Annotated in this window: 19 protein-coding genes and 1 tRNA gene; 5 read left to right on the top strand and 15 right to left on the bottom strand. The window is 61.2% G+C overall.

Going from position 1 to position 22,131, the window contains the following annotated elements:
• Positions 1 to 37: 37 nt before the first annotated feature.
• The 14 genes from ACFOOR_RS06565 to ACFOOR_RS06500 form a co-directional block, all read right to left on the bottom strand.
• Positions 38 to 1,381 (bottom strand): hypothetical protein, encoded by a 1,344-nt coding sequence (locus ACFOOR_RS06565; protein ID WP_343165491.1) that lies wholly within the window; start codon positions 1,379 to 1,381, stop codon positions 38 to 40.
• A 148-nt stretch (positions 1,382 to 1,529) separates the two neighbouring features.
• Positions 1,530 to 2,990, bottom strand: a complete 1,461-nt coding sequence (locus tag ACFOOR_RS06560) for a DUF6538 domain-containing protein (RefSeq protein ID WP_380214091.1) — start codon at positions 2,988 to 2,990, stop codon at positions 1,530 to 1,532.
• Between the two features lie 347 nt (positions 2,991 to 3,337).
• Entirely contained in the window at positions 3,338 to 4,963 is a 1,626-nt protein-coding gene (locus ACFOOR_RS06555) for a type I restriction-modification system subunit M (protein ID WP_343165493.1), read from the bottom strand.
• The gene (locus ACFOOR_RS06550; RefSeq protein ID WP_343165494.1) at positions 4,960 to 6,186 is read right to left on the bottom strand and encodes an anticodon nuclease; all 1,227 of its coding nucleotides are present in this window, start codon (positions 6,184 to 6,186) and stop codon (positions 4,960 to 4,962) included. The genes ACFOOR_RS06555 and ACFOOR_RS06550 overlap by 4 nt, the downstream gene beginning before the upstream one ends.
• Positions 6,183 to 7,436: a restriction endonuclease subunit S gene (locus ACFOOR_RS06545; RefSeq protein ID WP_343165495.1), complete on the bottom strand. Its 1,254-nt coding sequence runs from the start codon at positions 7,434 to 7,436 to the stop codon at positions 6,183 to 6,185. Before ACFOOR_RS06545 ends, ACFOOR_RS06550 begins: the two co-directional genes overlap by 4 nt.
• Positions 7,426 to 10,455 carry a type I restriction endonuclease subunit R gene (locus tag ACFOOR_RS06540; RefSeq protein ID WP_343165496.1) on the bottom strand — a complete coding sequence of 1,010 codons (3,030 nt, stop codon included), beginning with the start codon at positions 10,453 to 10,455 and terminating at the stop codon, positions 7,426 to 7,428. The genes ACFOOR_RS06545 and ACFOOR_RS06540 overlap by 11 nt, the downstream gene beginning before the upstream one ends.
• A gap of 174 nt (positions 10,456 to 10,629) precedes the next feature.
• Positions 10,630 to 11,235: a hypothetical protein gene (locus tag ACFOOR_RS06535; RefSeq protein WP_343165497.1), complete on the bottom strand. Its 606-nt coding sequence runs from the start codon at positions 11,233 to 11,235 to the stop codon at positions 10,630 to 10,632.
• A 185-nt stretch (positions 11,236 to 11,420) separates the two neighbouring features.
• Positions 11,421 to 11,903, bottom strand: a complete 483-nt coding sequence (locus ACFOOR_RS06530; RefSeq protein WP_343165498.1) for a hypothetical protein — start codon at positions 11,901 to 11,903, stop codon at positions 11,421 to 11,423.
• 21 nt (positions 11,904 to 11,924) lie between these two features.
• Entirely contained in the window at positions 11,925 to 12,131 is a 207-nt protein-coding gene (locus ACFOOR_RS06525) for a helix-turn-helix transcriptional regulator (RefSeq protein ID WP_343165499.1), read from the bottom strand.
• 175 nt (positions 12,132 to 12,306) lie between these two features.
• Positions 12,307 to 13,005 carry a hypothetical protein gene (locus ACFOOR_RS06520; protein WP_343165500.1) on the bottom strand — a complete coding sequence of 233 codons (699 nt, stop codon included), beginning with the start codon at positions 13,003 to 13,005 and terminating at the stop codon, positions 12,307 to 12,309.
• Positions 12,980 to 14,167: a tyrosine-type recombinase/integrase gene (locus ACFOOR_RS06515; protein WP_343165501.1), complete on the bottom strand. Its 1,188-nt coding sequence runs from the start codon at positions 14,165 to 14,167 to the stop codon at positions 12,980 to 12,982. Before ACFOOR_RS06515 ends, ACFOOR_RS06520 begins: the two co-directional genes overlap by 26 nt.
• A 186-nt stretch (positions 14,168 to 14,353) precedes the next feature.
• A tRNA-Leu gene (locus ACFOOR_RS06510) sits at positions 14,354 to 14,440 on the bottom strand.
• A gap of 100 nt (positions 14,441 to 14,540) precedes the next feature.
• The gene (locus ACFOOR_RS06505; protein WP_343165502.1) at positions 14,541 to 14,858 is read right to left on the bottom strand and encodes a hypothetical protein; all 318 of its coding nucleotides are present in this window, start codon (positions 14,856 to 14,858) and stop codon (positions 14,541 to 14,543) included.
• Positions 14,855 to 16,093 carry a hypothetical protein gene (locus ACFOOR_RS06500; RefSeq protein ID WP_343165503.1) on the bottom strand — a complete coding sequence of 413 codons (1,239 nt, stop codon included), beginning with the start codon at positions 16,091 to 16,093 and terminating at the stop codon, positions 14,855 to 14,857. The genes ACFOOR_RS06505 and ACFOOR_RS06500 overlap by 4 nt, the downstream gene beginning before the upstream one ends.
• A gap of 196 nt (positions 16,094 to 16,289) precedes the next feature.
• On the opposite strand from ACFOOR_RS06500, the gene ACFOOR_RS06495 reads away from it, so the two are divergent.
• Complete coding sequence (locus ACFOOR_RS06495; protein WP_343165504.1) at positions 16,290 to 17,264, top strand: complex I NDUFA9 subunit family protein; 975 nt, start codon at positions 16,290 to 16,292, stop codon at positions 17,262 to 17,264.
• 87 nt (positions 17,265 to 17,351) lie between these two features.
• Here ACFOOR_RS06495 and ACFOOR_RS06490 read toward each other — a convergent pair whose 3' ends face one another.
• Positions 17,352 to 18,155, bottom strand: a complete 804-nt coding sequence (locus tag ACFOOR_RS06490) for an undecaprenyl-diphosphate phosphatase (RefSeq protein WP_343165505.1) — start codon at positions 18,153 to 18,155, stop codon at positions 17,352 to 17,354.
• Between the two features lie 231 nt (positions 18,156 to 18,386).
• Between ACFOOR_RS06490 and ACFOOR_RS06485 the strand changes: the two genes are divergently transcribed.
• From ACFOOR_RS06485 to mtgA, 4 genes are read left to right on the top strand one after another with little or no spacing between them, the layout of a single operon-like run.
• Entirely contained in the window at positions 18,387 to 19,361 is a 975-nt protein-coding gene (locus ACFOOR_RS06485; protein ID WP_343165506.1) for a cation diffusion facilitator family transporter, read from the top strand.
• 24 nt (positions 19,362 to 19,385) lie between these two features.
• Positions 19,386 to 20,072: an FtsZ-binding protein FzlA gene (fzlA, locus tag ACFOOR_RS06480; RefSeq protein WP_343165507.1), complete on the top strand. Its 687-nt coding sequence runs from the start codon at positions 19,386 to 19,388 to the stop codon at positions 20,070 to 20,072.
• A 19-nt stretch (positions 20,073 to 20,091) separates the two neighbouring features.
• Entirely contained in the window at positions 20,092 to 21,189 is a 1,098-nt protein-coding gene (gene queG, locus ACFOOR_RS06475) for a tRNA epoxyqueuosine(34) reductase QueG (protein WP_343165508.1), read from the top strand.
• Positions 21,174 to 21,932: a monofunctional biosynthetic peptidoglycan transglycosylase gene (gene mtgA / locus ACFOOR_RS06470; RefSeq protein ID WP_343165509.1), complete on the top strand. Its 759-nt coding sequence runs from the start codon at positions 21,174 to 21,176 to the stop codon at positions 21,930 to 21,932. The genes queG and mtgA overlap by 16 nt, the downstream gene beginning before the upstream one ends.
• The last annotated feature ends 199 nt before the right edge of the window (positions 21,933 to 22,131 follow it).

Below are 22,131 nucleotides of genomic sequence, written 5' to 3'. Positions count from 1 at the left end.
GGGGCTCTTGGGGGGAGGTGATGGCTGAGGTGTGGTGTTAGTGGAGCGATAGGGGATGGATTGCCTTCACCTGTCCCTCGATCCCCACGATCTCTCGGAACGCCTTCAGCATCACTTTCTGTGCCACCTCACGAGAGGAGAGCGGAACCAGAACCGCGTCATGGATGGGAAGGAAGGGGATACCCAGCTCCATAAGCTCCCCCATGACCACCCTCAGGACTTCGCTTTCGAGGAACATGATGTTCGCCCCAGCGCGGGTCCCGAAGAGGTGAGCGATGGGGGCGTGGTGTTCGCGGATCAGCCGCTCCACGTCCCGTCCCTTGAGGTGGGCTGGAAAGAGGTGGCGCGTTCCGTCCGGGACCTGCTTCATCGCACTCTCACGCCACAGGAGGGCGTTGAGCGCCTTCTTTGCTCCAGCCCGGTGCTCCCGGCCAATCCCCGGAATGTCGTAGGGATCGCCCTCGGGAAGCTCCGCTCCGGCCATGCCATAGGCGATCCTGGGGAAGGCGCTGACGTAGTCGAGCTCGACGACCGGCTCCCCGTTGAGATGCAGGGCCGACCTTCGCACATCCTTCTTCAGTGTCTGCCAGAAGCCACCGAAGTAGCGCCCGCCCCGGTCGAGCCTTCCGTCGAGGAACGCTCTGCGAAGACTGCGCCGGTTGAGGTCGATCATTGGGGCGTGAGGTCCAGCAGCGGAGATGTCGAGGCCGTCGAGATAGGCGTTCAGCGCATCAACCTCGTCCTTGATCCCCCGCACTTCGTCGGTGCCGGGTAGCGGGATCGGCTTCCCCCGGCGATGACCAGGAGCCACTTCGCTGCGAAGGGTAACGGTGTCAGAGGGGCGCTCTTGCCCGATGTCCGCGAAAGTCACCCCAAGGCGATCGATGGCGGCCAATAGTGCCGGTCCTGGATAGATCACGGTCTGCCGGGCACGTCCGCCGCTCGGTCGGCCGCCCTGGCTCTGGCGCAGCCATCCCGCCGCTTGAAGCTCGTCCAGGCGCCGCACGAAGCCCGCATTCATCCCCGCAGGCTTGCCCGGCCAGCGGCGTTCCAGTTGCTGCTTTGAGCGGGTGACGTGAAGACCGCCCTCAGAGCCGCTCAGGGCGCTCACAGAGAGGTTCATCACGATCGCCTCGACTGAGGCGCAGGCGGGTTGGAGATGCCGCTCCTGGCGCGATCTGGCGCCTTCAGCAGCGGTTCGGATCGCGTCGGCGGCGCCCATCGCTTCATCGACCAGGTGCCGCGCTGGGGCGCCCAAGGCGGTGCGGTGCCAGTCGAAAGCGTTCTCTTCGGTCACGCCCTCGGTGGCCGCTGGGGAGGCATCGCGGGGCGCAGCTGCGGCGGCTGGTGTCGGGTCGTGAATGCTGGGCTGGGTGTCCATGGGGTCTCCTCGAATGGAAAACGCCCGCCGTCGATGGACAGCGGGCGCTTATGTGTCTGGCGCTCCCTACCGGGCGCGTCCCCAGAGTGGGGCAAGGGTGCGGGTTAATACCCCCCGCTGGTCAGCCGGCAGGGGGTATGGGGGGAAATCACTCAGCGGTACCGTTAGATGCCCCCTTGGAAATTTTCGCCAAAAATTCCGGGTCGGGGAGTTCGCCAGGCAGGTACTCTGTCTCGTCCACCTCGCCGAGGAGCGGGTGGGCTTTTGCCATCGCCTCCGAAAGCACGGAAGCAGGGCGACGCTGGGCGCCGTATCCCCTACCCACATGGTTGCTGGTATGACCCATCAGTGCGTCCTGTAATTCGTCCGCGACGCCTGCTAACCGAAGCGCCTCTTTGATTGAATGCCTGAAGGAATAGATCACCAATCTTCTATTTGTCTTGGGAATGCCAGCGCGATGGATAACCCTCATCAGCGCTTGCGATAGACGATCCGTATTCTGATATCTTTCACTGAACAGTGCCTCGCTGCGCGAGCGTTCTACCGCTTCCTTACAGGCATCAAGCGCTGGCCCGACGAGTGGGACGATACGTTCGGAAGACCCAGTTTTCACACGACGGTCTTCTGTCCACCTAACGCGAATTACTGGAACGTCCGTATCAAGATAAACCTCGCTCCTGCTGAGGCCGCCAATCTCCGATGGTCGGCATCCTGTATATCGTAGAAGCGTTAGGATTAGGCGCTGCTCATCCGCGACCTTCCCGGTCTGGAGATGTCTGTCGAGCAGAGAATAATGCACTTTGTGAAACGGAACTCTTGGGTTTCCACGTCGTGCGACATCCGGAACTTTCTGTCTGGCGAACGGATTGTCCCCTGCTAGGCCATAGTTATCGCGTGCATGGTTGAATATCGCTCTCAGCGTGCCGAGCCGGCGTTTGATCGTTCCCTTTGATTGGTCATTCTTGATGGCTAGGTCGTTCAGCCATTTGATGACGATTGGGCGCGTTATGTCGTGCAGGACTAGATCGCCCGCTAAGTCGATAAATTGGCCGACCCCCTGGATGACGGCCTTGTTCCGCTTTCCCGCGTAACGGTCCTGAATGTAGAGATCGCGAGCGCGGGCGATTGTTAGCGGCGGCGAGACCGGCTTGCCTGCTTCCAGAACCGCGAGCTTGGCTTCTTGTTCTGGGGTGAATGCCCGAGGGCGGCCTTCTTCATCCCACCCGAACTTCTTTCCCGCAGCTTCGATGATGTGATCGATCGCGAGATCGCGCTGACTGTCCAACGCTTCCATTCCGCGTTCGTGGAGTACCGTTTCTCGAACAGAGCCCCGTTGTCCCTCCAGGAGCTCGAACTCAGCCGCCCATTCTCCCGCCTCCTTGGCGAGGCGAGCGGGATCATCGCGGTGAGCGATCTTTTCGCGAAGTTCGGCGATCTGCGCTTCGGTTTCCTTCCAAAGCGCTCTGGCTCGTGCGGCCGCTCTGAGTTCGTCTCCGACCTTCAGACCGAGCGAGCGCTTCCATTCGCGCTTCCCGACGATCTCTCTAAGATCAGGGGGCACGGTCCGTCGAAAATGATACCAATCGCCTTCGCGCTTCAGTCCAGTCACAGCTATCCTCACGGCTTGCTCCATGTACCAAGCCATGTACCAAACCGTGGAGCTAACTCAAGGTAATGAAAGGGATTTCAGCGCCTTAGCCCGAAATCGTGGTGCCCAGGAGAGGCATCTAATTCCCGTGATAAAGATCTGAATTAAATCAGGAAAAATTTACTGACAGAATGAAACACCCGCAAATCTACCCGCATTTCGCTGGGCTTGATGCGGTCGACCACGATTGCGGACCTGACCTTCCCGCCTGAATCGTTTTTTTAAGGCCGTTTATGAACGATGTGTGGGGTCGCCGGGGTGTGACTTTTTGGGACCCAGAGATTTGCCCTCCCCCTCCTCTGACCGATCTACTTGTGCGAAGGCAACGGTGGTAATCCGAGTTGTTCGAGAAACTCGTTGTGCTTTCCCGTCGCCGTTCGGATTTGTTTCTCGATATCGACGAGGGCCTCGTGGGTGGCCGTCATATCGATCTCGGCTTCTTCCTCCGCCGTGCTGACATAGCGTGAGATGTTCAGATTGAAATGGTTGGCCTCGATTTCGTCTATTCCGACGCGTCGGGCATAGCGTTCAATCGACTCGGGGCGTTTGCTGTAGGTGTCGATGATCTTCGCGATGTGATCATCGGTGAGCTGGTTCTGCCGTTTGCCCTTCGCAAAGTGCTCGGCCGCGTTGATGAAAAGCACGTCATCGGGTTTCTTGCATTTCTTCAGCACGAGGATGCAGACCGGAATGCCGGTCGAATAAAACAGGTTCGCGGGAAGGCCAATGACGGTGTCGATGTGACCGTCCTTCAGAAGCTTTGTGCGAATGCGCTCTTCCGCCCCACCCCTGAACAGCACGCCATGGGGCAGGATGATGGCCATTACGCCTTCATCCTTGAGGTAGTGAAACCCGTGGAGAAGGAAGGCAAAGTCGGCGGCTGACTTGGGCGCCAGCCCATAATTCTTGAACCGTACATCGTCGCCCATTGCCTCTGTCGGATCCCAGCGGAGGCTGAAGGGCGGGTTCGCCACAACGGCATCAAAGGACGGTTTCCTAGCGGGGTTCAACTCGCGCAGCATGTCCCAGTCATTGGTCAGCGTGTCGCCGTGATAGATTTCGAACTCGGTGTCTTTCACGCCGTGCAACAGCATGTTCATGCGGGCGAGGTTGTAGGTGGTGATGTTCTTTTCCTGCCCGTAGATCTTGCCGATGCCGTGCGGACCCATGCGCTTTCGCACATTCAGCAGCAGTGAACCTGAGCCGCACGCGAAATCGAGCACGCTAGCGAGCCGTTCTTTCTTCCCGGTTGCGGGCTCCTGGCTATCGAGCGTTACGATCGCGGAAAGAATGTCCGACACCTGCTGCGGGGTATAGAACTCACCGGCTTTCTTGCCCGAACCGGCGGCGAATTGCCCGATTAGATATTCGTAGGCATCGCCTAGCGCGTCCACGTCAGCCGAGAAGTCGGCCAGCCCGTTGGCGATCTCGGTGATGATGGCACAGAGTTTGGCATTGCGATCAGTATAGGTCCGGCCGAGTTTATCGGAGCCCAGATTGATCTCCGAGAACAGGCCGCCGAACGTGCTCTGGAACGACTCATTCTCGATGTATTTGAAGCCCGCCTGCAAAGTGTTCAGCAGATCGTCGTTCTGAGTGCGCGCCATATGGGCGATGCTGGTCCAGAGGTGTTCCGGCTTGATGACGTAGTGCGCCTTGAGACGCATCTGCTTTTCAAAAGCTGCAACATCGTCTGGGTTCTGCGCGTACCAAACAGAGAGGGGCGATCGCCCGCCATTGCCAATCGCTTTGGGATCAGGATAGTCGCGCCCCAACTCCTTCTTCGCCGCAGCTTCGTAGTTATCCGACAAATAGCGGAGAAACAGGAAGGACAGCATATAGTCGCGGAAATCGTCAGCGTTCATCGCGCCGCGGAGCGTATCCGCGATGTTCCAGAGCGTTTTGCCCAGCTGTTTTTGGTTGTGGTCGTTCATTGTGCGGGTGCTTCCTCTGCGGCGGGCGCGGGCGCCGGGATTGCGGTTTGGGCGGCGACAACGCCTGGCAAGGCGAACTCAAACCGCGCGATGAATTCGCGCAGGATGCGGCGGAAAAGTTCCTTGTTGTCCTCGCCCATTTCAGTGGGTTCGTGGATCGCATAAGCGCCGTGGCTGAGCAGGTTCAGGGCGCGGTTGAATAGCGCCAAGTCATCCTCGCTGAGCTTCTTCAGGCAGAAAGCAATGCTCGGATGCCCGAAGAAAGATGCCGTTTTCTCCATGACACTGCGCAGGGCGTTGAAATGGAAGGTGTAGAGTTTTCCCTTGGCGGGATCGGCGGCGCGCAGCAATTCAGCCAAGGTGGCGACGTGGTGAAAGAAGGGCGTGTCTTCCGTTGGTTGCAGCGTATAGGTACCGTCGCCTCTTGGCCGGTGCAGGAAGTAGCGCCGATGGTCGACCGAGGGCGCGTCATCGATCTTCCGACCGACTTCGTTGCACATGACGTTGAAGAACAGCGCATGGTGCGAAGAGAAGATCACCTTGATCGGGGCAGGCTTGCCCGCGGCGTCTTTCCGTGTGGCCGCCCGGCGGAGGAGCTTGGCCAGGTCGCAGGCGATGGAAATCGCGTTGTTGTCGTCCAGCGACGAGATCGGGTCGTCGATATAGAGGTACTTCTTCCCCTGATAGGATTCATGCCCATCCAGCATCCGTTCGCAGATGGCCATGAAGATGCACCAGATGAAGATGTTCTGTTCGCCCCGCGACACCTTGATGTTGGCCTCGTCACCCTTGCGGAAGCTGACGAAATCCGGCTTGGAAATGGTATCCTTGCCCTGCTGAAGGTCCTTGTAGGTGAAGTCGAACTCGAAGTCGGCGTAACGGGAAAGGTAGTGGGCGATGGTCTCGTCAAGCGCGAGTTCCGTCATCGCGTTGAAAAAGGACGACTTTTCGTTCAGTTGCAGGCGGCGCACGCTGTCGCCTTCAAGGTCGTTCTCCCATACGAACAGATCCTCGGTGAAAGCGTTGAAATAGAGCGTGTCGGGCGTCCCGGTCGGGTTCTTCTTGTTTTTGCGCTTCCCTGCATCCTTGAACTCCATGGACAGGCGGGTCTTGCCAGTGCGGTTGTAAGCATAGATCAGGACCAGCGAGAGCGGCTTCGTCGGGTTGTTCAGATCGTCGCGAAGCCGTGCCACGAGAGTCTTCAGGTTCTTGTAGGTGCTCATGCGTCACCCTCCCCGACTTGGGGGAAAAGCTGCTGCATCAGCCCCTTCTTGTGGGTCTTGAGCGTGTCGAGCTTTCGGGTCTCGGCGGCGATGAGGTCATCGAAGGAAGTGAGACAGTCGGCGATGCGTTGTTGCTCTGGGACCGAAGGGAACGGAATCTCGATACCTGCCATCACACCGTTCATCAGCTTTGGGTTGCCCACGTATGACACATGGCTGCGCGTGACGCTGTTCAGAAGAGCCGCGACGCATGCATTGGCATGTCCATCCTTGCTAATCAGGACACCGCAGACATTTGTACAGAAGAACTTGCCACGGCGAAAATTAACGTCTCCAGCGTTTGCACCGTCGGTCGTCCAAGTGATCGCGTCTTGATATAGGAAGCGCGAATAATATCCGGCTAGACCGACATTCTTTGTTTGCGAGGAATAAACCGGATAGCGTGCTTCTTTGGTGGGCGTATCGCTGACCAAGGTCATCGATAGAACTTCGCCCCGTGTCACTCTGAAGACATCGCCGACGGCTCTGACTTCCCAATCACCCGCGCGCTCAAACTCCGGGAACCGGAGGCGGGGTTGGGTTTCGCCTTCTTGGGGGAAAAGCTGCTGCATCAGGCCCTTCTTGTGGACCCTCAGCGCCTCCACCTTCCGCCCCTGCGCGGCAATCAACGCGTCCGCCGAATTCAAACAATCGGCGATCTTTTTTTGTTCCGAGAAGCGCGGAGTCGGAATTTCGACGTTGAAGAATGTCTCTTTGCTGATATTCAACAAGCCATTGCTACGCGCACCGCTGGTGATGTGCTTCTTGAGCTGCTTGCCGTGTTGGTTCTGCTCAAAACAATTCTGAAAGAAGCCGTTCGAGTAGCCGTCTTTGAGACGGAAGGCGATGAACACGTTGGGCGCTGCCACCTGACCCCAGCCTTGCAAAAGGTAGATGCACCCTTGGGGGAATTTCAGCGAGTTACCCTTGTTGAAGACAAAGTCGCCATCCCGAACAAGCGTATAAAGCTGATACTGGTTGCCCGAGATGTCGCGCCCGAACTTCTCAGCCTGGGGCACAAATCCAATACCGGCCGAAATGCTGACCGGGGTAAGCTTCCTATCGCCGACACGTTCATCAACTGGAACCGATGCTTTCCGCAGGCTTACTGGTTCCCACGCCGCAGCACCCTGAAACTCAGGAAACCGCAGCTTGGGCACCAATGCCGACCTGCCGCCCTTCTCCGCAGATAATTTCCCCTTACTGCTCATAAGCGCTCAGCCCCGAAATCTCGCGCCCAGCGGCCCGCTTCAGCAGCAGCGGCATCAGGTCGGTCATCAAGTCCAATTCCTTCACCCGCCGCGTCTTCCAGTTCAGGCCAAGGGGCTCCATCAGGTCGGTCAGCGCCTCGCCGTCAAAGATCATGCGTTGCAGGATGGCATCGACAAAGCCTTGCAGCGCCTCGGACGCCAGCCCGTGCTTGCCAGCGATGCCCGCCAGCTCCGCCGCATTCTTCTCCGCCTTGAAGCGGCTGTAGCCTTCGCGGATGGCCTTTTCGCTCAAGCCCTCGCCAGCCTTCAGGGTGTTGATATAGGCGGCGATATCCTCCCGCTCGTCCATGAACTTGGCATCGGACTGGATCAGGCCGATCAACTCCTCGCGGCTCATCTTCTGCTTGCCGGGCGCGCTTTCCGAATATCGAGCGATCAGTCCCATGATGTAGTCATAGTCGATGACGGCCGAGGCGAAGAGGACGAACTCAAAGTCCAGTTGGTCAGCGTCCTGGCTGGGCTTGTCCGCGCCCTTGCCCTGCTGGGCCCGAAGGCGCTGGGCTGTTTCGAGATAGGCCCCCCGGAAGCCTAGAAGACTGTCGCGCGGCAGAACCTCTTCGATGGTATTGCGGTTCTCTTCGGTCAGATCGGTGTACTGATCAAGCTGGGTCTTGAGGCGCTGGACCTCCTTGAAGTGTTCGACGAAGGCCGCACGGGCAGCGTCACCCTTGAGGTTGGGCACCGCATCGGGCGCGCAGTCGAGGCCCTGTGATTTCATGAAGGCGTCTAGCTTCTGGACTGCGGTTTCCAGTTTCTGGATGACCACGGGCGCCTTGTCGACCAGCCAGATTTCGCGGGCCCGTTCAGCGGCTGCCTCGCCTGAGAACAACGCGATGGCGGTATCGACCGCGTCCTGCTGCTGGCGGAAATCGAGGATGTTTCCATAGGGCTTGGTGGCGTTGAGCACGCGGTTGGTGCGCGAGAAGGCCTGGATCAGCCCGTGATGCTTCAGTTTCTTGTCAACGTAGAGGGTGTTCAGGAACTTAGAATCAAAGCCGGTCAGAAGCATGTCGACCACGATCGTGATGTCGATCTTGTGGTGTGGCTGGTTGGGGTAGGCTTTCTTCAGATCGGCATCCGGCCATTGCTGGTCTTTGATGCGCTTCTGCACGTCCTGATAATACAGGTCGAATTCGCCGATCTTGTGGTTGGTGCCATAGCGGGTGTTGTAGTCCGCGAGGATGGCCTTCAGGGCCTCCTTCTTCTTCTCCGGCTCGACCGCATTATCTTCCTTCTCCTGCGGAAGATCTTCCTGGATCTGATTGACGTCCGCATCGCCCTCAGCGGGCGGAGAGAAGACGCAGGCGATGTTTAGCGGTCGGAAGCCGGGATCGGCGGCCAGCTTCTCGGCCTGCATGGTCTTGAACAGGTCAAAATACTCGATGGCGTCATTGATCGACGATGTGGCGAGCAGTGCGTTGAAGCGGCGCTGACCAGTGGCCTGGTCATGCTTGGCGAGGATCGCCTCGATCACCGCGCGTTTCGCCAGTGGCTCGCCGGGCTTGGGAACGCTCTTGCCCTCCGGCTTGAAGTAGTCGACGTGGAACCGGAGGACGTTTCCGTCTTCAATGGCATGGGTGATCGTGTAGGTGTGAAGGCGCTGCGGGAAGAGGTCTTCCGTCCTCTTCATGCTGGCTTGGGTGTCTTCGATCTTCTGCTGGGCGGCGTTCTGTTCGAAGATCGGGGTCCCGGTAAAGCCGAAGAGTTGGGCGCGCGGGAAGAACTCCTTGATCGCCTTGTGGTTCTCTCCGAACTGCGACCGATGACATTCGTCGAAGATAAAGGCGATGCGCTTGTCGCGCAGAGGCTCTAGCTGCTCCTTGAAGGTCTTCTTGCCGTCTTTCGGCTGTTGCTTGTTGCGCTTGCTGTTTTCATCCAACGCGAGCCCCAGCTTTTGGATCGTGCAGACGATGACCTTGTCGGCGTAGTCGTCGGAGACGAGACGACGAACGAGGGAGGCGGTGTTGGTGTTCTCTTCAACGCAGCCTTCCTGGAACTTGTTGAACTCCTCGCGCGTCTGCCGATCCAGGTCTTTGCGGTCCACGACGAAGAGGCACTTCTCGATGTCCGGATTATCCTTCAGCAGCGTTGACGCCTTGAAGGAGGTCAGCGTTTTGCCGCTGCCGGTAGTGTGCCAGACATAGCCATTGCCGCAGTTCTGGGCGATCGAGTCGACGATCGCCTTCACCGCGTAGACCTGATAGGGCCGCATCATCAGGAGCTTCTGCTCGCTTGCGACCAGAACCATGTAGCGGCTGATCGTCTGGCCAAGCGCGCACTTGGCTAGGAATGTCTCGGCGAAGCTGTCGAGATGAACGATCTTCTTGTTGTTGACATCCGCGAACTCATAGACCGGCAGGAAGCGCTCCTCGGCATTGAAGGCGAAATGGCGCGTATTGTTGTTCGCGAAGTAGAAGGTCCGATCACGGTTGCTGACGATGAACAACTGAAGGAAGCACAGCAGCGTCTTGGTGTAGCCGTTGCCCGGATCGTTCTTGTATTCGACGATCTGCTCCATGGCGCGACGCGGGCTAATGCCAAGGGTCTTCAGCTCGATCTGAACGACCGGCACCCCATTGATCAGCAGAATGACGTCATAGCGATGGTGGCTGTTGTCCGTATTGATACGGAGCTGATTGACCACTTCGAAGGAGTTCTTGCACCAGTCTCTGATGTTCACGAGCGTGTAATTCAGCGGCGTGCCATCATCGCGGATGAAGCTGTTGCGCTCGCGCAATGTTTGGGCAGCGGTGAATACGTCGGGCGTGATGATCTCGTCGAGAAGCCTTGCGAACTCAGCGTCCGTAAGGCGGACACGATTCAGTGTCTCGAACTTCTCCCGGAAATTCTGCTCCAGCGAAGCACGGTCCCGGATGTCGGGACGATATTCGTACTTCAGTTCCCTTAGTTTGGTGACGAGAGACTGCTCGAGTTCGCGTTCAAGTGTGCTCGTCGTCATGTTCGTGTCTGCCTTACCAATTTCTCGGCCAGTCCTGACTCTTCGCCGATCATCACCTCCCGCCAGCGCTAGCCGTAGGTGGCGCGTGTGATGGATCCGATCGTAACGCCAACAAGTTGTGACTGATGGTGCTAGCCATAGCAATCACTTGGGTGTTTGTAGCCACATAGGCTCTCAGAAACGAGCGAACTTGGATGCGAACTGCTCACAAGCTTCCTCCTCAAGGCGGAGGATCTCCTCGAACCGGGTTTCGTAGGTCTTTCGATGCATGCCCTTGGGTTTTGCGGCGATCATTGCGCCCATGCCAGGCTCACCGCCCAGCGAAGCGCGGAGTTTGTTGGCGCGGCGCAACAGCCGGTCGAATTCCTGTTCGGACTGGCTGGAATAGGCGAGCTGGTAGCAGTGCCGGCACAGGAAGTAAGGGCCGCCGGAATAGAGCTTCGCCACGCGACGATTGCACGCCTGTGCTCTGACCATACCAGGGCAGACGAACCAAGGTCTGGATCCGCCGAACTGGCATGCGGTCGAGGTCAGAAACACCCGCTGGGCGATATCGCGCCAGTCACCGCCATTCTGTCTGAATTTGAATTCGAGGGTCAGGATATCGCCATCACAGCTGATCGAGATGTTGGCAACGCGCTGGCCATCCAGCTTCCATTCCCAACCGCCCGAATATCCTGGCGACAGACAGCCTGAGCGGTGAAGCCGGTTCACGTCTAGCGATCGGCATTGCTCAACCTTGTCCTTCCAGCCTGTCTGCCCTGAACCAAAACCGCCCATATCAGATGTGCCAATCTTCCCGTGGTTTTTCCGAAATCGTCAGTGAAAAGGTTTCAATGATCGGTGATCCCAGCGGTCTGCTAGATGCATCAGCGATGAGCTCTGGTCCGGGGCGCTTGCCCTAATGCTATACGGGTGTGTGACCCCAAGAGCGCTTCCGGGATTTTCATCGGATAGATCTGGTTTCATTGCATCTTTTCCGCTGCGATACGCTCGCGGGCCTTGCTTTTGACGCCTCGAATATGAGGCGTTGATGCCTTGGATTTTTGGCGTCGCTCTTTTGCGCTTTCTCTCCAGATCTTGATCGGCAAGTTCGGGCATCCTGCAATGGTGTCGGTGTCGTAGCGGGTCAGAGACACGATCCGCTCCCGGCTAGCTGCGTTACCCCGGCTTCTGCCCTTGCGTTCCTCTCGAAGAAAGCCGCCATTGATGAGTTCATCGACTGACTTCTTTGCCGTTGCGGGGGCGCATCCGCACATATCAGACATTCGGCGCTCGCCTACGGGAAAGATGTTGGCGCGATCCGGTCTGTAGGACGCCAACAGGATCGAAATGATCTTGAAAGCGGGCGGTGACAGTCCAAGCCATGCCGGGTGCTTCAGCCAGTGATCGTAAATGCGCGCATGTGGGCGATCGTGTCGGCTGCTGGGGTAGGTCGCTTGAGACATTGGACCGGCCCCGGAGCGCGATTACGCCACGCCATTTTCGATCAGGGCGCGGATATCTTCCACGCGCCACACGGTGACGCGCGCGCCCAGCTTCTGGGGCTTCGGAAAGCGGCCATCCCTCACGCCAGCCCACCAGGTGGACTTGCTCACAGGGATAGGGCCTTCCGGCGCGAGGATCGACTTGAGACGAACAAAGCCCGTCTCGGGAAGTTCGGCTTGGTGCAGCATGATGCGTCTCCGTTGTTTCGGTGACGCCAAGGTCCGGTCAGGTGCGGCAGAAAAATAGCCGGGCAGGTTTGTCGAAGATCACATCAGGTTGATGCAGATCTTGACCCAGAATGTGGCCCACTTCTCGAGTCAATTAGTGGGGCGGGCAGCCTAATATATTGAAAACAAAATGGAATTAAAATGGTAGATCATCTTCTGAAGCTGACCTAGGTGCACCGCCAGTCGTCGCCCAATTCGCAATTTTTGCGATTTCCTCGATGACACTTTCGCTCGGCTTTCCGTCTTCGCCGGTCAAGCCAAAGCGTGCCGCGTTTAACCTTAGCCAGATTATCATGCGTTGTTTTGGCGTGCCCGGCGCTGTCGATTCCTCGTCATAGGATTCCCAGGCTTCGACGACAGCAGCCAGCTTGGCGGAGTATCTCGGGTGATCCGGATTCCGAAATCCTATCGAATGTTCGCTTTGCGCTGGGAAGGTTGAGCAGGAATAGCCGCGTTCAACTAGCCAGTTTGCCAACGAAGCTACATCGACATGGGAGAGGTGATAATCGAAACGATCATAGTCCATCTCTATGCCGCCGCCCACGGCGTTTTCGTAAGTCGGATGGATCATCGCCCCATCAAGTTGCTCTTTTTGGATCGCCGACTTTATCGCGTTCCTAGCCGCTAGGTAGCGTTCGGGCTTTCGATCATCGGCCCAACCCTCAATGTATTCTGATATTCCTTGGGGCTCGATATCCAACAACAATAACGCCGCCTCCACCACTGAAACAGTCGCGGCTAGCTTCCACAACTCGGCAGGTAGTTTGTATTCCGAATTATCGAATGTCATTGGGCTATAGGTCTGCTGTTCAATCGAGGCGGCTTTCAATCGCACGCGCCCACCATTCCGTCATCCGAACCCGCTCATCCCAATAACGGGCTCGGTGGTAGGCGCGGCGCACTTCGTCCGCGCCAACATGGCCAAGTTCCGCTTCGATCGCATCAGAATTCCAGAGTCCGCTCTCATTTAGCAGGCTTGACGCGCTGGCTCGGAAGCCGTGCGACGTGTGCTCATCCTTGTCGAAACCCATCCGCCGCAATGCCTGGTTCAGCGTGTTCTCACTGATGGGCCTGCCGGGTGTGACGAGCGAGGGGAAGGCTCGGTAATTGCTTCCCGTCTCCGATATAAGCGTCTTCAGGATCTCTACGGCCAGCTTGGGCAGCGGCTTGACGTGTTCGCGGCGCATCTTCGTGCGGGCGGCTGGGATGATCCAGATCGCCTTTTCCAGATCGAACTCTTCCCACAACGCCAACCTCAACTCGCCGGGACGGGTATAAAGAAGCGCCATCAACTTTAGCGCAGCCCGTGTCGAGGGTGATCCACCTTCATAGGACCAGATCGCTCGGATCAATTCACCGAAGCCCTTCCAATCGGTGAGCGCGGCCATGTGCGAAACCTTCGGCGCGATGAGCGCCCCCCGAAGCCCATAAGTCGGATCGTTCTCCGCGCGGGCGGTCGCAATGGCATAGCGAAATACCTGTCCGATTGTAGAGCGCAGCCTCTTGGCGGTCTCGTAATTCCCCTTTGCTTCAACTTTGCGCAAGGTCGTCAGAATGTCGGATGCGCTGATTGACGTGATGGGACGATCGCCGAAATCCGCGCTAGCCATATCGATCAGCCATTGCTTCTTCCGGAGGGTAACTTCCGCCTTCCCCTCTTTTCGGAGCTTGGCCGAGAGTTCGGCGGCTATCTTGTCGAACGTGTGCTCGGTGAGCGCTGCTTGGCTGGCCTTCATGGCCTTTCCGTGCTCGCTGGGGTCGATCCCCTCTGCCAGCAGCGTCTTCGCCTCAGCGCGCATCTCGCGTGCGCGTGCGAGGCTCACAGCTGGATAGGGACCGAACGACAGCACGTTCTCCCTCCCGTTGAACCGGTAGCGCATGCGCCAAAGCTTCGAACCGGACCGGTGCACGAAGATATACAGCCCGCCGCCATCAGCTTTTTTGAAGTCTGTTTCGCGCGGGCCAAGCTGGCGAACCTGAATATCGGTGAGCGGCATAATGCGGGTATCTCGATCGCCAATCTCATGCGATCGGCAGGAACTACCCGCAAATCTACCCGCAGAATACCCGCATGCCAACGGATATACCCGCACATCGTTGGACAACCGATCTCGCCGGATGCCCAGTCAGTGCGGAATTTTCAGCAATTTATGGATTTTCTCGGTTGCCCTTGGATAAGGCAATGGTGCCCAGGAGAGGACTCGAACCTCCACTTCCTTTCGGAAACCAGCACCTGAAGCTGGCGCGTCTACCAGTTCCGCCACCTGGGCAGGTGTTGGAGAGCGGGCGGAATACTCCGGCCGCGGGCGGGCTGTCAACGCACCAATCAGCATGACTGGCACAATCGGCAGCTTCCCCGGCCTGTCCGCCCTATTCCCCGTCCCCGTCCCCGCTTTTGTCCTTCAGTTTCCGCGCGATGGCGCGGGCGTCTTCCGCGCCGCGGCGGACATGGACGAGATCGCCCGGCTCCGACCAGGAGGGCCTGAGCGAATCCGAGGCGAGGATCACCGCGCCATAATCGCCCATGGCTTCAAGCGCCGCCCGGTTGAACAGGCGCTGCGAGGCGGCGTCGTCCTGGAACAGATGTCTGGCCGGCGGATCGCGGAACACCGGGACCGCGTCCTCGACCGGGCTGCGCTGCGGCAGGGCCGGTTCTTCTCTCTCGTGGCGGAAACGTTTGCGTCTCATTCCTCGATCCTCCCCTGCGGGTTCGGCGATTTGACATAGGGCGGTTCCGACAACCCGTCGCCCGTGGCCTTGCGCTTGACCCATTTGAAGCCCTCGCGCTTGGTAATGACGGCGACATCGACCGGCCCGCCGACGCCCTCCGGCCCCAGACTCATCCGCATCTTGACCGATGTCAGATGCACAAGCGACTCCGCCAGCCACGCCATCTCGTCGGGCGGCATGCCCTGCAGCGTCGCGGCGAACGGCCCCAGATGCATGTCGCGGATATAGTCGCGCAGATAGTCGAGGAAGTGCCGGATCAGATCGTCGGAGACCTGGATATTCTCCGTCGACAGCCGGTTGGCAACGTCCTCGTTCGGCGCGAGATCGCGGATCACCCGCTCGCCATTGAGGCGGATCAGGTCGCGGAACACGGTCAGCGCATAGTCGAGGAAGTGCGGATCCACCCCGTGCACGAGGGAGATCATCACATTGCGCACCGCGAAGGGCAGCACGTCGGACGGGTGGTCGGTGGTGATCTCGCTCTCGGTGCGGACCGAGGCGGCGAGCCGGCCGGCGATCACGCCGTCGCTTTCCATGTTGACGAGGGAGGGGAAGGTGTCGCGCGTGCCGAAGCCGGAAATCACCACGCCGGAGCGCGCCACGGTCTCGATGTCGGCGCGGATCAGGAGGTGGAGGAGGCGCCTCAGCTGCGCGCGCATCGCCTTGTCGAGCTTCTCGCCGATCTGGTCGGTCAGCATCGCCTCGAAGCGCGCGATCATCTCCGGATAGGCGCGCTCGAACTCGTCCTGGGTGATGTCGGCGAGCGCGGGGTGGACCCGGCGCGCCTCGACATCGCGGATCAGCGGTTCCAGCGACCGGTTGACCAGCGCGCTCGCCTCGATGGCTTTCAGGAAGGGCGCGGTCTTGGTCAGCGCCGCCAGCTCGGTATCGCGCCGCGAAAACTCCTGGAAATTGCGCGCATAGGCGAAGAAGTCGCGGGCCCAGGCATGCACGTCGGCGCGCGCCGTCCCGCCCTGGCTTTCGCGGAATTCCTTGATGATGACTTCCCACGGCACGCGCATGAATTCGGCATTGCCATAGATCATCACCCCGACGGGATGATCGCGCGACAGGGCGAACAGCTTGTCGACGCTGTCATAGGTCTTCACCGTCAGACCGGAGCCGAACATCGCCTTGGAATCGGCGGCCAGCGCGGTCGCCTGCTTGTTGAGTAGAGCGACTTCGGCCGTCATGAAACGCAACTCTTGAACACGTCTTCCCCCCGATTGCCGTTAACCATTAGCAAGCCCGGACGGCGGTGAGGAGTCGCTTCGCGTCTGCGGCGAGCCGCCTGTCCCCGCAGGGCAGGGCGCAGCGCCGCATGGACAGGGGCGGCGAATTTTGGTCTATGCCGTCACGACGTTCCGTCCTCACCCTGGGAGAGATGAGATGCTGCGCGACGAATTGGTCACCGTTTTCGGCGGTTCGGGCTTTGTCGGCAAATACGTGGTGCGTGAACTGGCGCGCCGCGGCTACCGCATCCGCGTCGCCACGCGCCGCCCGCACCTGGCGCACGAGCTCAAGGTGATGGGCGTCGTCGGTCAGGTCCAGCTGGTCCAGGCCAATCTCCGGGTGGAAGCTTCGGTCGATCGTGCCGTCGAGGGCGCGAGCGCCGTGGTCAACCTCGTCGGCGTGCTCGCCGAGGGCGGCCGCCAGACCTTCTCCCGCCTGCATTCCATGGGCGCGGAAACCGTCGCCCGGGCCGCGGCAAAGGCCGGGGCGAAGCGCTTCATCCAGATCTCCGCCATTGGTGCCGATCAGGACAGCGACAGCCGCTATGCCGCCACCAAGGGCGAGGGTGAAGCTCTGGTGAAAGCCGCCTTCAAGACCGCAACGATTCTGCGCCCCTCCATCATTTTCGGGACCGAGGACGCCTTCTTCAACCGCTTTGCCGGCATGGCCAGCCTGCCCTTCGTGATGGCGCTGCCGCTGATCGGTGGCGGCAAGACCCGTTTCCAGCCGGTCTGGGCGGGCGATGTCGCCGATGCGGTTGCCAATGCCATCCAGACGCCGGCCACGGCGGGCAAGACGTATGAACTCGGCGGTCCGAAAGTCTACTCCTTCAAGGAATTGATGGAATTCATCCTGACGACGATCGACCGCAAGCGTTTCCTGATCCCCGTGCCCTTCCCGATCGCCTCGGCGCTGGGCCTGATGGGCGAGCTGTCCTCGATCATCCCGCTGGTCGATCCCTTCCTGACGCGTGATCAGGTGACCCAGCTGAAGTCCGACAATGTCGTCGCGCCGCGCGCCAAGGGCATCGAGGATCTGGGCGTCACGCCGCAGACGGTCGAGGCCATCGTGCCGGCCTACCTCGTGCCGTTCCGCGACAAGGGCCAGTTCCACCAGCGCGCGGCGGGCTAGGCAAATGTCCTGGGGTTCCCGCGGAAGCGGGAATCCGAAACCGGGTGCGAGCGTCAGGTCCCCATTTTCATGGGGACCCCGGTTTTTCTAGAAAACCAGAAACGCCACGATCGCCGCGCCCAGCACCAGCCGGTAGATCACGAAGGGCAGGAAGCCGAGCCGCTCCACCACCCGCATCAGCACCCAGATCGAGGCCAGCGCCGAGACGAAGGACAGTCCGGCCACGATCAGCCCGTCGCTGATCCCGGCCGTTCCGCCTTCTCCGCGGGCCAGATCAATCCCGGCGACGAGGCCGAAGGCAGCAATCACCGGAATACTCATCAACATGGAAAACCGGGCCGATTCCGGCCGCGTCAGGCCGAGCGCTCGGCCCGCCGTCATCGTCACGCCGGACCGGCTTGCGCCGGGGATCAGCGCGAAAAGCTGCGCCACGCCGATCAGGATCGCTTCGCGAAAGCCCATTGTTTCGGTCGTCCTGACCTGCGGTCCGTACTTGTCGGCCAGCCACAGCGGCAGGGCGAAGGCCAGCGTCGCTCCGGCGATCACGGCAGGCGAGCGCAGCGCATCGGCCATGCCGGAAAAATAGAGCGCCGCCGCGCCGAGGATGACCGGCGGCGTCGCGGCCGCGACCAGCAGCGCCAGCCGCCCGCCCGGCGTCATCCGGCCCGCCAGCCAGTTGAGCTTGCCGATCGCGATGTCGCGGATGTCGCGCCAGAAATAGACCAGCACGGCGAACAGGCTGCCGAGATGCGCCATCACGTCGATCAGCGGTCCCTGGTCCTCCAGCCGCATCACTATCGGCGCCAGGATGAGGTGCGCCGACGAGGACACCGGCAGGAATTCGGTCAGCCCCTGCACCAGGGCGAGGATGACAAGCTGGGTGAAGAGCATGAAGGCCTCCGCGTCGCGCCGCACACTGGCGCGGTTTGCCGGGTGGCGCCAGACGCCTGTTCACCCCCTCACCCTGACGCACGGACCTGTCGGTCCGCACGTCTTTCCCTCTCCCTCGAGGGAGAGGGAGGGGACCCAACCTGCGCCGCAGGCGAAGGTTGGGGAGGGTGAGGGGGCAAATCCGGACCAAAGTCCGTTGACCCGCTCCCGGAACCCGCCATAACTCCCGCCATGCCGCATGACGTCTCATCCCATACCGGCCCCGGCCGCCTGCCGCCCCATGAAGCCCGCAGGCTGACCGGACAGGCGACGACCCTGTCGGTCGGTGTCGCGCTGGTGCTTGTCAGCGCCAAATTCGTGGCCTGGTGGTTTTCCGGTTCGATCGCGCTCCTCGCCTCGCTGGCCGATTCCGGCCTCGATCTCGCGGCCTCGCTGACCACCTTCTTCGCGGTACGCTATGCCGCCTCGCCGGCGGACAAGGAGCATCGCTACGGCCACGGCAAGGCCGAGGCGGCCGCCAGCGTCCTGCAGGCCCTGCTGGTCGGCCTGTCCGCCGGCTATCTGATCTGGGAGGCCGGTCACCGTCTCGCCGATCCGCAGCCGGTTCAGCAGGGCGGCTGGGCGATCGCGGTCATGGTCCTGTCCGTGGGGCTGACCCTGGTCCTCGTCTGGTTCCAGTCGCGCGCGATCAAGGCCACCGGGTCGGTGGCGGTCGAGGGCGACCGCGCCCACTATATGGCCGATCTCGGGGCGAATGTGTCCGTCATCGCCGGTATCGCGCTGGCCGCCTTTGCCGGCATCACAAGCGCCGACCCGGTCATCGCCATCGGCGTCGCGCTCTGGCTGCTCTGGTCGGCCTGGGGTGTCGCCCGGAATGCGCTCGATCACTTGCTCGACAAGGAATTGCCCGACGCGGTGCGTCAGCGGATCAAGGCGATCGCCGAGGCCGATGAACGCATTCTCGGCGTCCACCTCCTGCGCACCCGCGCCGCCGGGCCGCTGGTGCATATCCAGTTTCACGCCGATCTCGACCCCGGGCTCAGCCTGCTCGCCGCGCACGAAATCATCGTCGAGGCGGAAAACCGCCTGCTGGCGGAATTTCCCGCCGCCGACATCCTGATTCACGCCGATCCCAAGGGAAAGGCCGAGCCCCATGGCTCCGACTTCTTCCGCAGCGAAGCAGCGCGAACCGAAGACTCCGCTTAATTCCCGCCACAAAGCGCGCTAGGGATGGCGCTCATGCGCATCCTCCATCACTGGCCGCTCGACCCCTTTTCCCGCGAAATCCGCCTCGCCCTCGCCGAGAAGGCGCTGGAGTTCGAGACGCGGATCGAAAAGGTCTGGTCGCGCCCCGAACCGCTCCTGGCCCTCAATCCGGCGGGGACCTTGCCGGTCCTGATCGACGACGGCGCGGGCGTGCGCCTGACCGTGTGCGAGGCCGGCCCGATCGCGGAATATCTCGAAGAGGCCTATCCGGCGACGCCGCTGCTGCCGAAAAACCCCGCCGAACGCGCCGAGGCGCGCCGCATCGCGAACTGGTTCGCGCGCAAATATGACGGCGAGGTCAATGCCTACCTCCTGCACGAGAAGCTGGAAAAGGGCGCGCAGGGCCTGGGCGCCCCGGACCCGAAGGCGCTGCGCGCGGGCCGCGATCACCTGAAATGGCATCTCGAATACCTCGCCGGGCTTCTTGAAAACCGCGACGGCCTCGCCGGGCCACGCTACTGCCTCGCCGACATTTCCGCCGCCGCGCACCTGTCCTGCGCCGACTATCTCGGCGACGTCCCCTGGGACCAGTTCGAACCGGCCCGCACCTGGTATGCGCGCATCAAGTGCCGCCCGGCCTTCCGCGCCATTCTCGCCGACCGCTTGCCCGGACTGGACCCGGCAAGCCACTATGCGGACCTGGATTTCTGATACGCAGCCTGAAGGCAACATGTCCGACCCCCGCCAGCTCGCCCTCGACCTCGGCTTCGACGTCGCGCGCGTCTGCCGCGCCGACGAGGCCTGGGCGGCGGGCGAGCGACTGGAGGAATTCGTCGCGAGCGGCCATCACGGCACGATGGCCTGGTTCGAGGAGACGCTGGAGCGCCGCAAGGCCCCGACCGCGATGTGGCCGGAGGCGAAGTCCGCCCTCGTCGTGGCGATGAATTACGGGCCGGAGACCGATCCGCTCGAAGACCTGAAGGCTAAGACTTGCGCCAATATCTCCGTCTATGCCCGCCACCGCGACTATCACGACGTAATGAAGAAGCGCCTGAAGGCGCTCGCCCGAACCTATGCGGAGACAACCGGCCACCAGGTGAAGGTCTTCGTCGACACCGCGCCGCTGATGGAAAAGCCGCTGGCGGCGAAGGCGGGCGTCGGCTGGCAGGGCAAGCACACCAATCTCGTCAGCCGGGAGTGGGGCAGCTGGCTCTTCCTCGGCGTCATGCTGACCGATGCCGAGCTTCAGCCTGACGCGCCGGAGACCGACCATTGCGGCTCCTGCCGCGCCTGTCTCGACATCTGCCCGACCGACGCCTTCCCCGCGCCCTACCGGCTCGATGCGCGGCGCTGCATCTCTTATCTGACGATCGAGCATGCCGGGCCGATCCCCACCGAATTCCGCGCCGCCATGGGCAACCGCATCTATGGCTGCGATGACTGCCTTGCCGTCTGCCCGTGGAACAAGTTCGCCGCCACCGCCAGCGAGGCGCAGCTCGTGGCGCGCGAGGATCTGAAATCGCCCGCTCTCGGCGATCTCGTCGAACTCGATGATCCGGCCTTCCGGGAATTGTTCTCCGGTTCGCCGATCAAGCGGATCAAGCGCGACCGCTTTGTCCGCAATGTCCTGATCGCGATCGGCAACTCCGGCGATGCCTCGCTCGTTTCAAAGGCCGAAGCGCGTCTTGACGATGACGCGCCGGTCGTGCGCGGTGCCGCCATCTGGGCGTTGTCGCGCCTTGATCCGGCCCGGTTCGCAGCGTTGAAGGCGCGCCGCGAAGCGGCCGAGACGGACGGCGAGGTGCGGGCGGAATGGGCGGCATCCTGAAAGCAGTGAAGGCGCGCTGGCGCTTTGCCCGCCGCTGGCCCGGACAGGCCGCATTGACCGCGCTGTGGCGGCTTGTTCGCGGCAGTCTCTATGCCGGGGCCACCTTCCTCGCCGGATCGCTCCTGCTCGTTCTGGTCGCGGGCTATGTCGGCGTGCCGCCCTCCATCCTGATGATCCAGCGCAGCCTCGAGGGTGAGAACGTCCGCCGGGTGCAGGTGCCGCTCAGCGAGATCGACCCGGCCCTCGTCCATTCCGTCATCGGCGCGGAGGATTCGAACTTCTGTTCGCATCACGGTTTCGATGTCGAGGCGATCCGCCAGGCGCTTCAGACCAATGCCGAAGGCGGCCGCCGCCGCGGCGCGTCGACGCTGAGCCAGCAGACCGCGAAGAATGTCTTCCTGTGGAATGGCGGCGGCTGGGCGCGCAAGGGCGCGGAGGCCTGGTTCACCTTCCTGATCGAGCTGACCTGGCCGAAACGCCGGATCATCGAGGCCTATCTCAACATCGCCGAATGGGGCGACGGCATTTTCGGCGCTGAAGCCGCCGCTCGCATCCGTTTCGACACGCATGCGAGCGAACTTTCGGGCCGTCAGGCGGCACTCTTGGCCGCCGTCCTGCCCAATCCGAATGACTGGCTGCTCGACCCGCCCGGCCCCTACGTCTCCGGCCGAGCCGGCACGCTCGAAGCCCGCGCCGGCGTGGTGCGGCGCGAGGGCTATGCGGGCTGTGTGTTCGGGGAGTGACACCCCTCGTGCTTCGAGGCCCCCGCCCTTCGAGACGCCGCTTTCAGCGGCTCCTCAGGACAGGGGGCACCTCAGCATGAGGGGGTGATAGCGTTTCCCTCATCCTTGTATGTGCGGATTGCGGCATGATGGTTTCCGCTGCCGGAGGTTTTTGAGGACCTGCGGGAGCACGGCGGAGAACCGTGTCATCCTTGGGCTT

Origin of the sequence: Hyphobacterium vulgare (assembly GCF_042643335.1) — a bacterium.
Classification (GTDB): Bacteria; Pseudomonadota; Alphaproteobacteria; order Caulobacterales; family Maricaulaceae; genus Hyphobacterium; species Hyphobacterium vulgare.
This window is presented reverse-complemented; position numbering and strand designations above follow the sequence as displayed.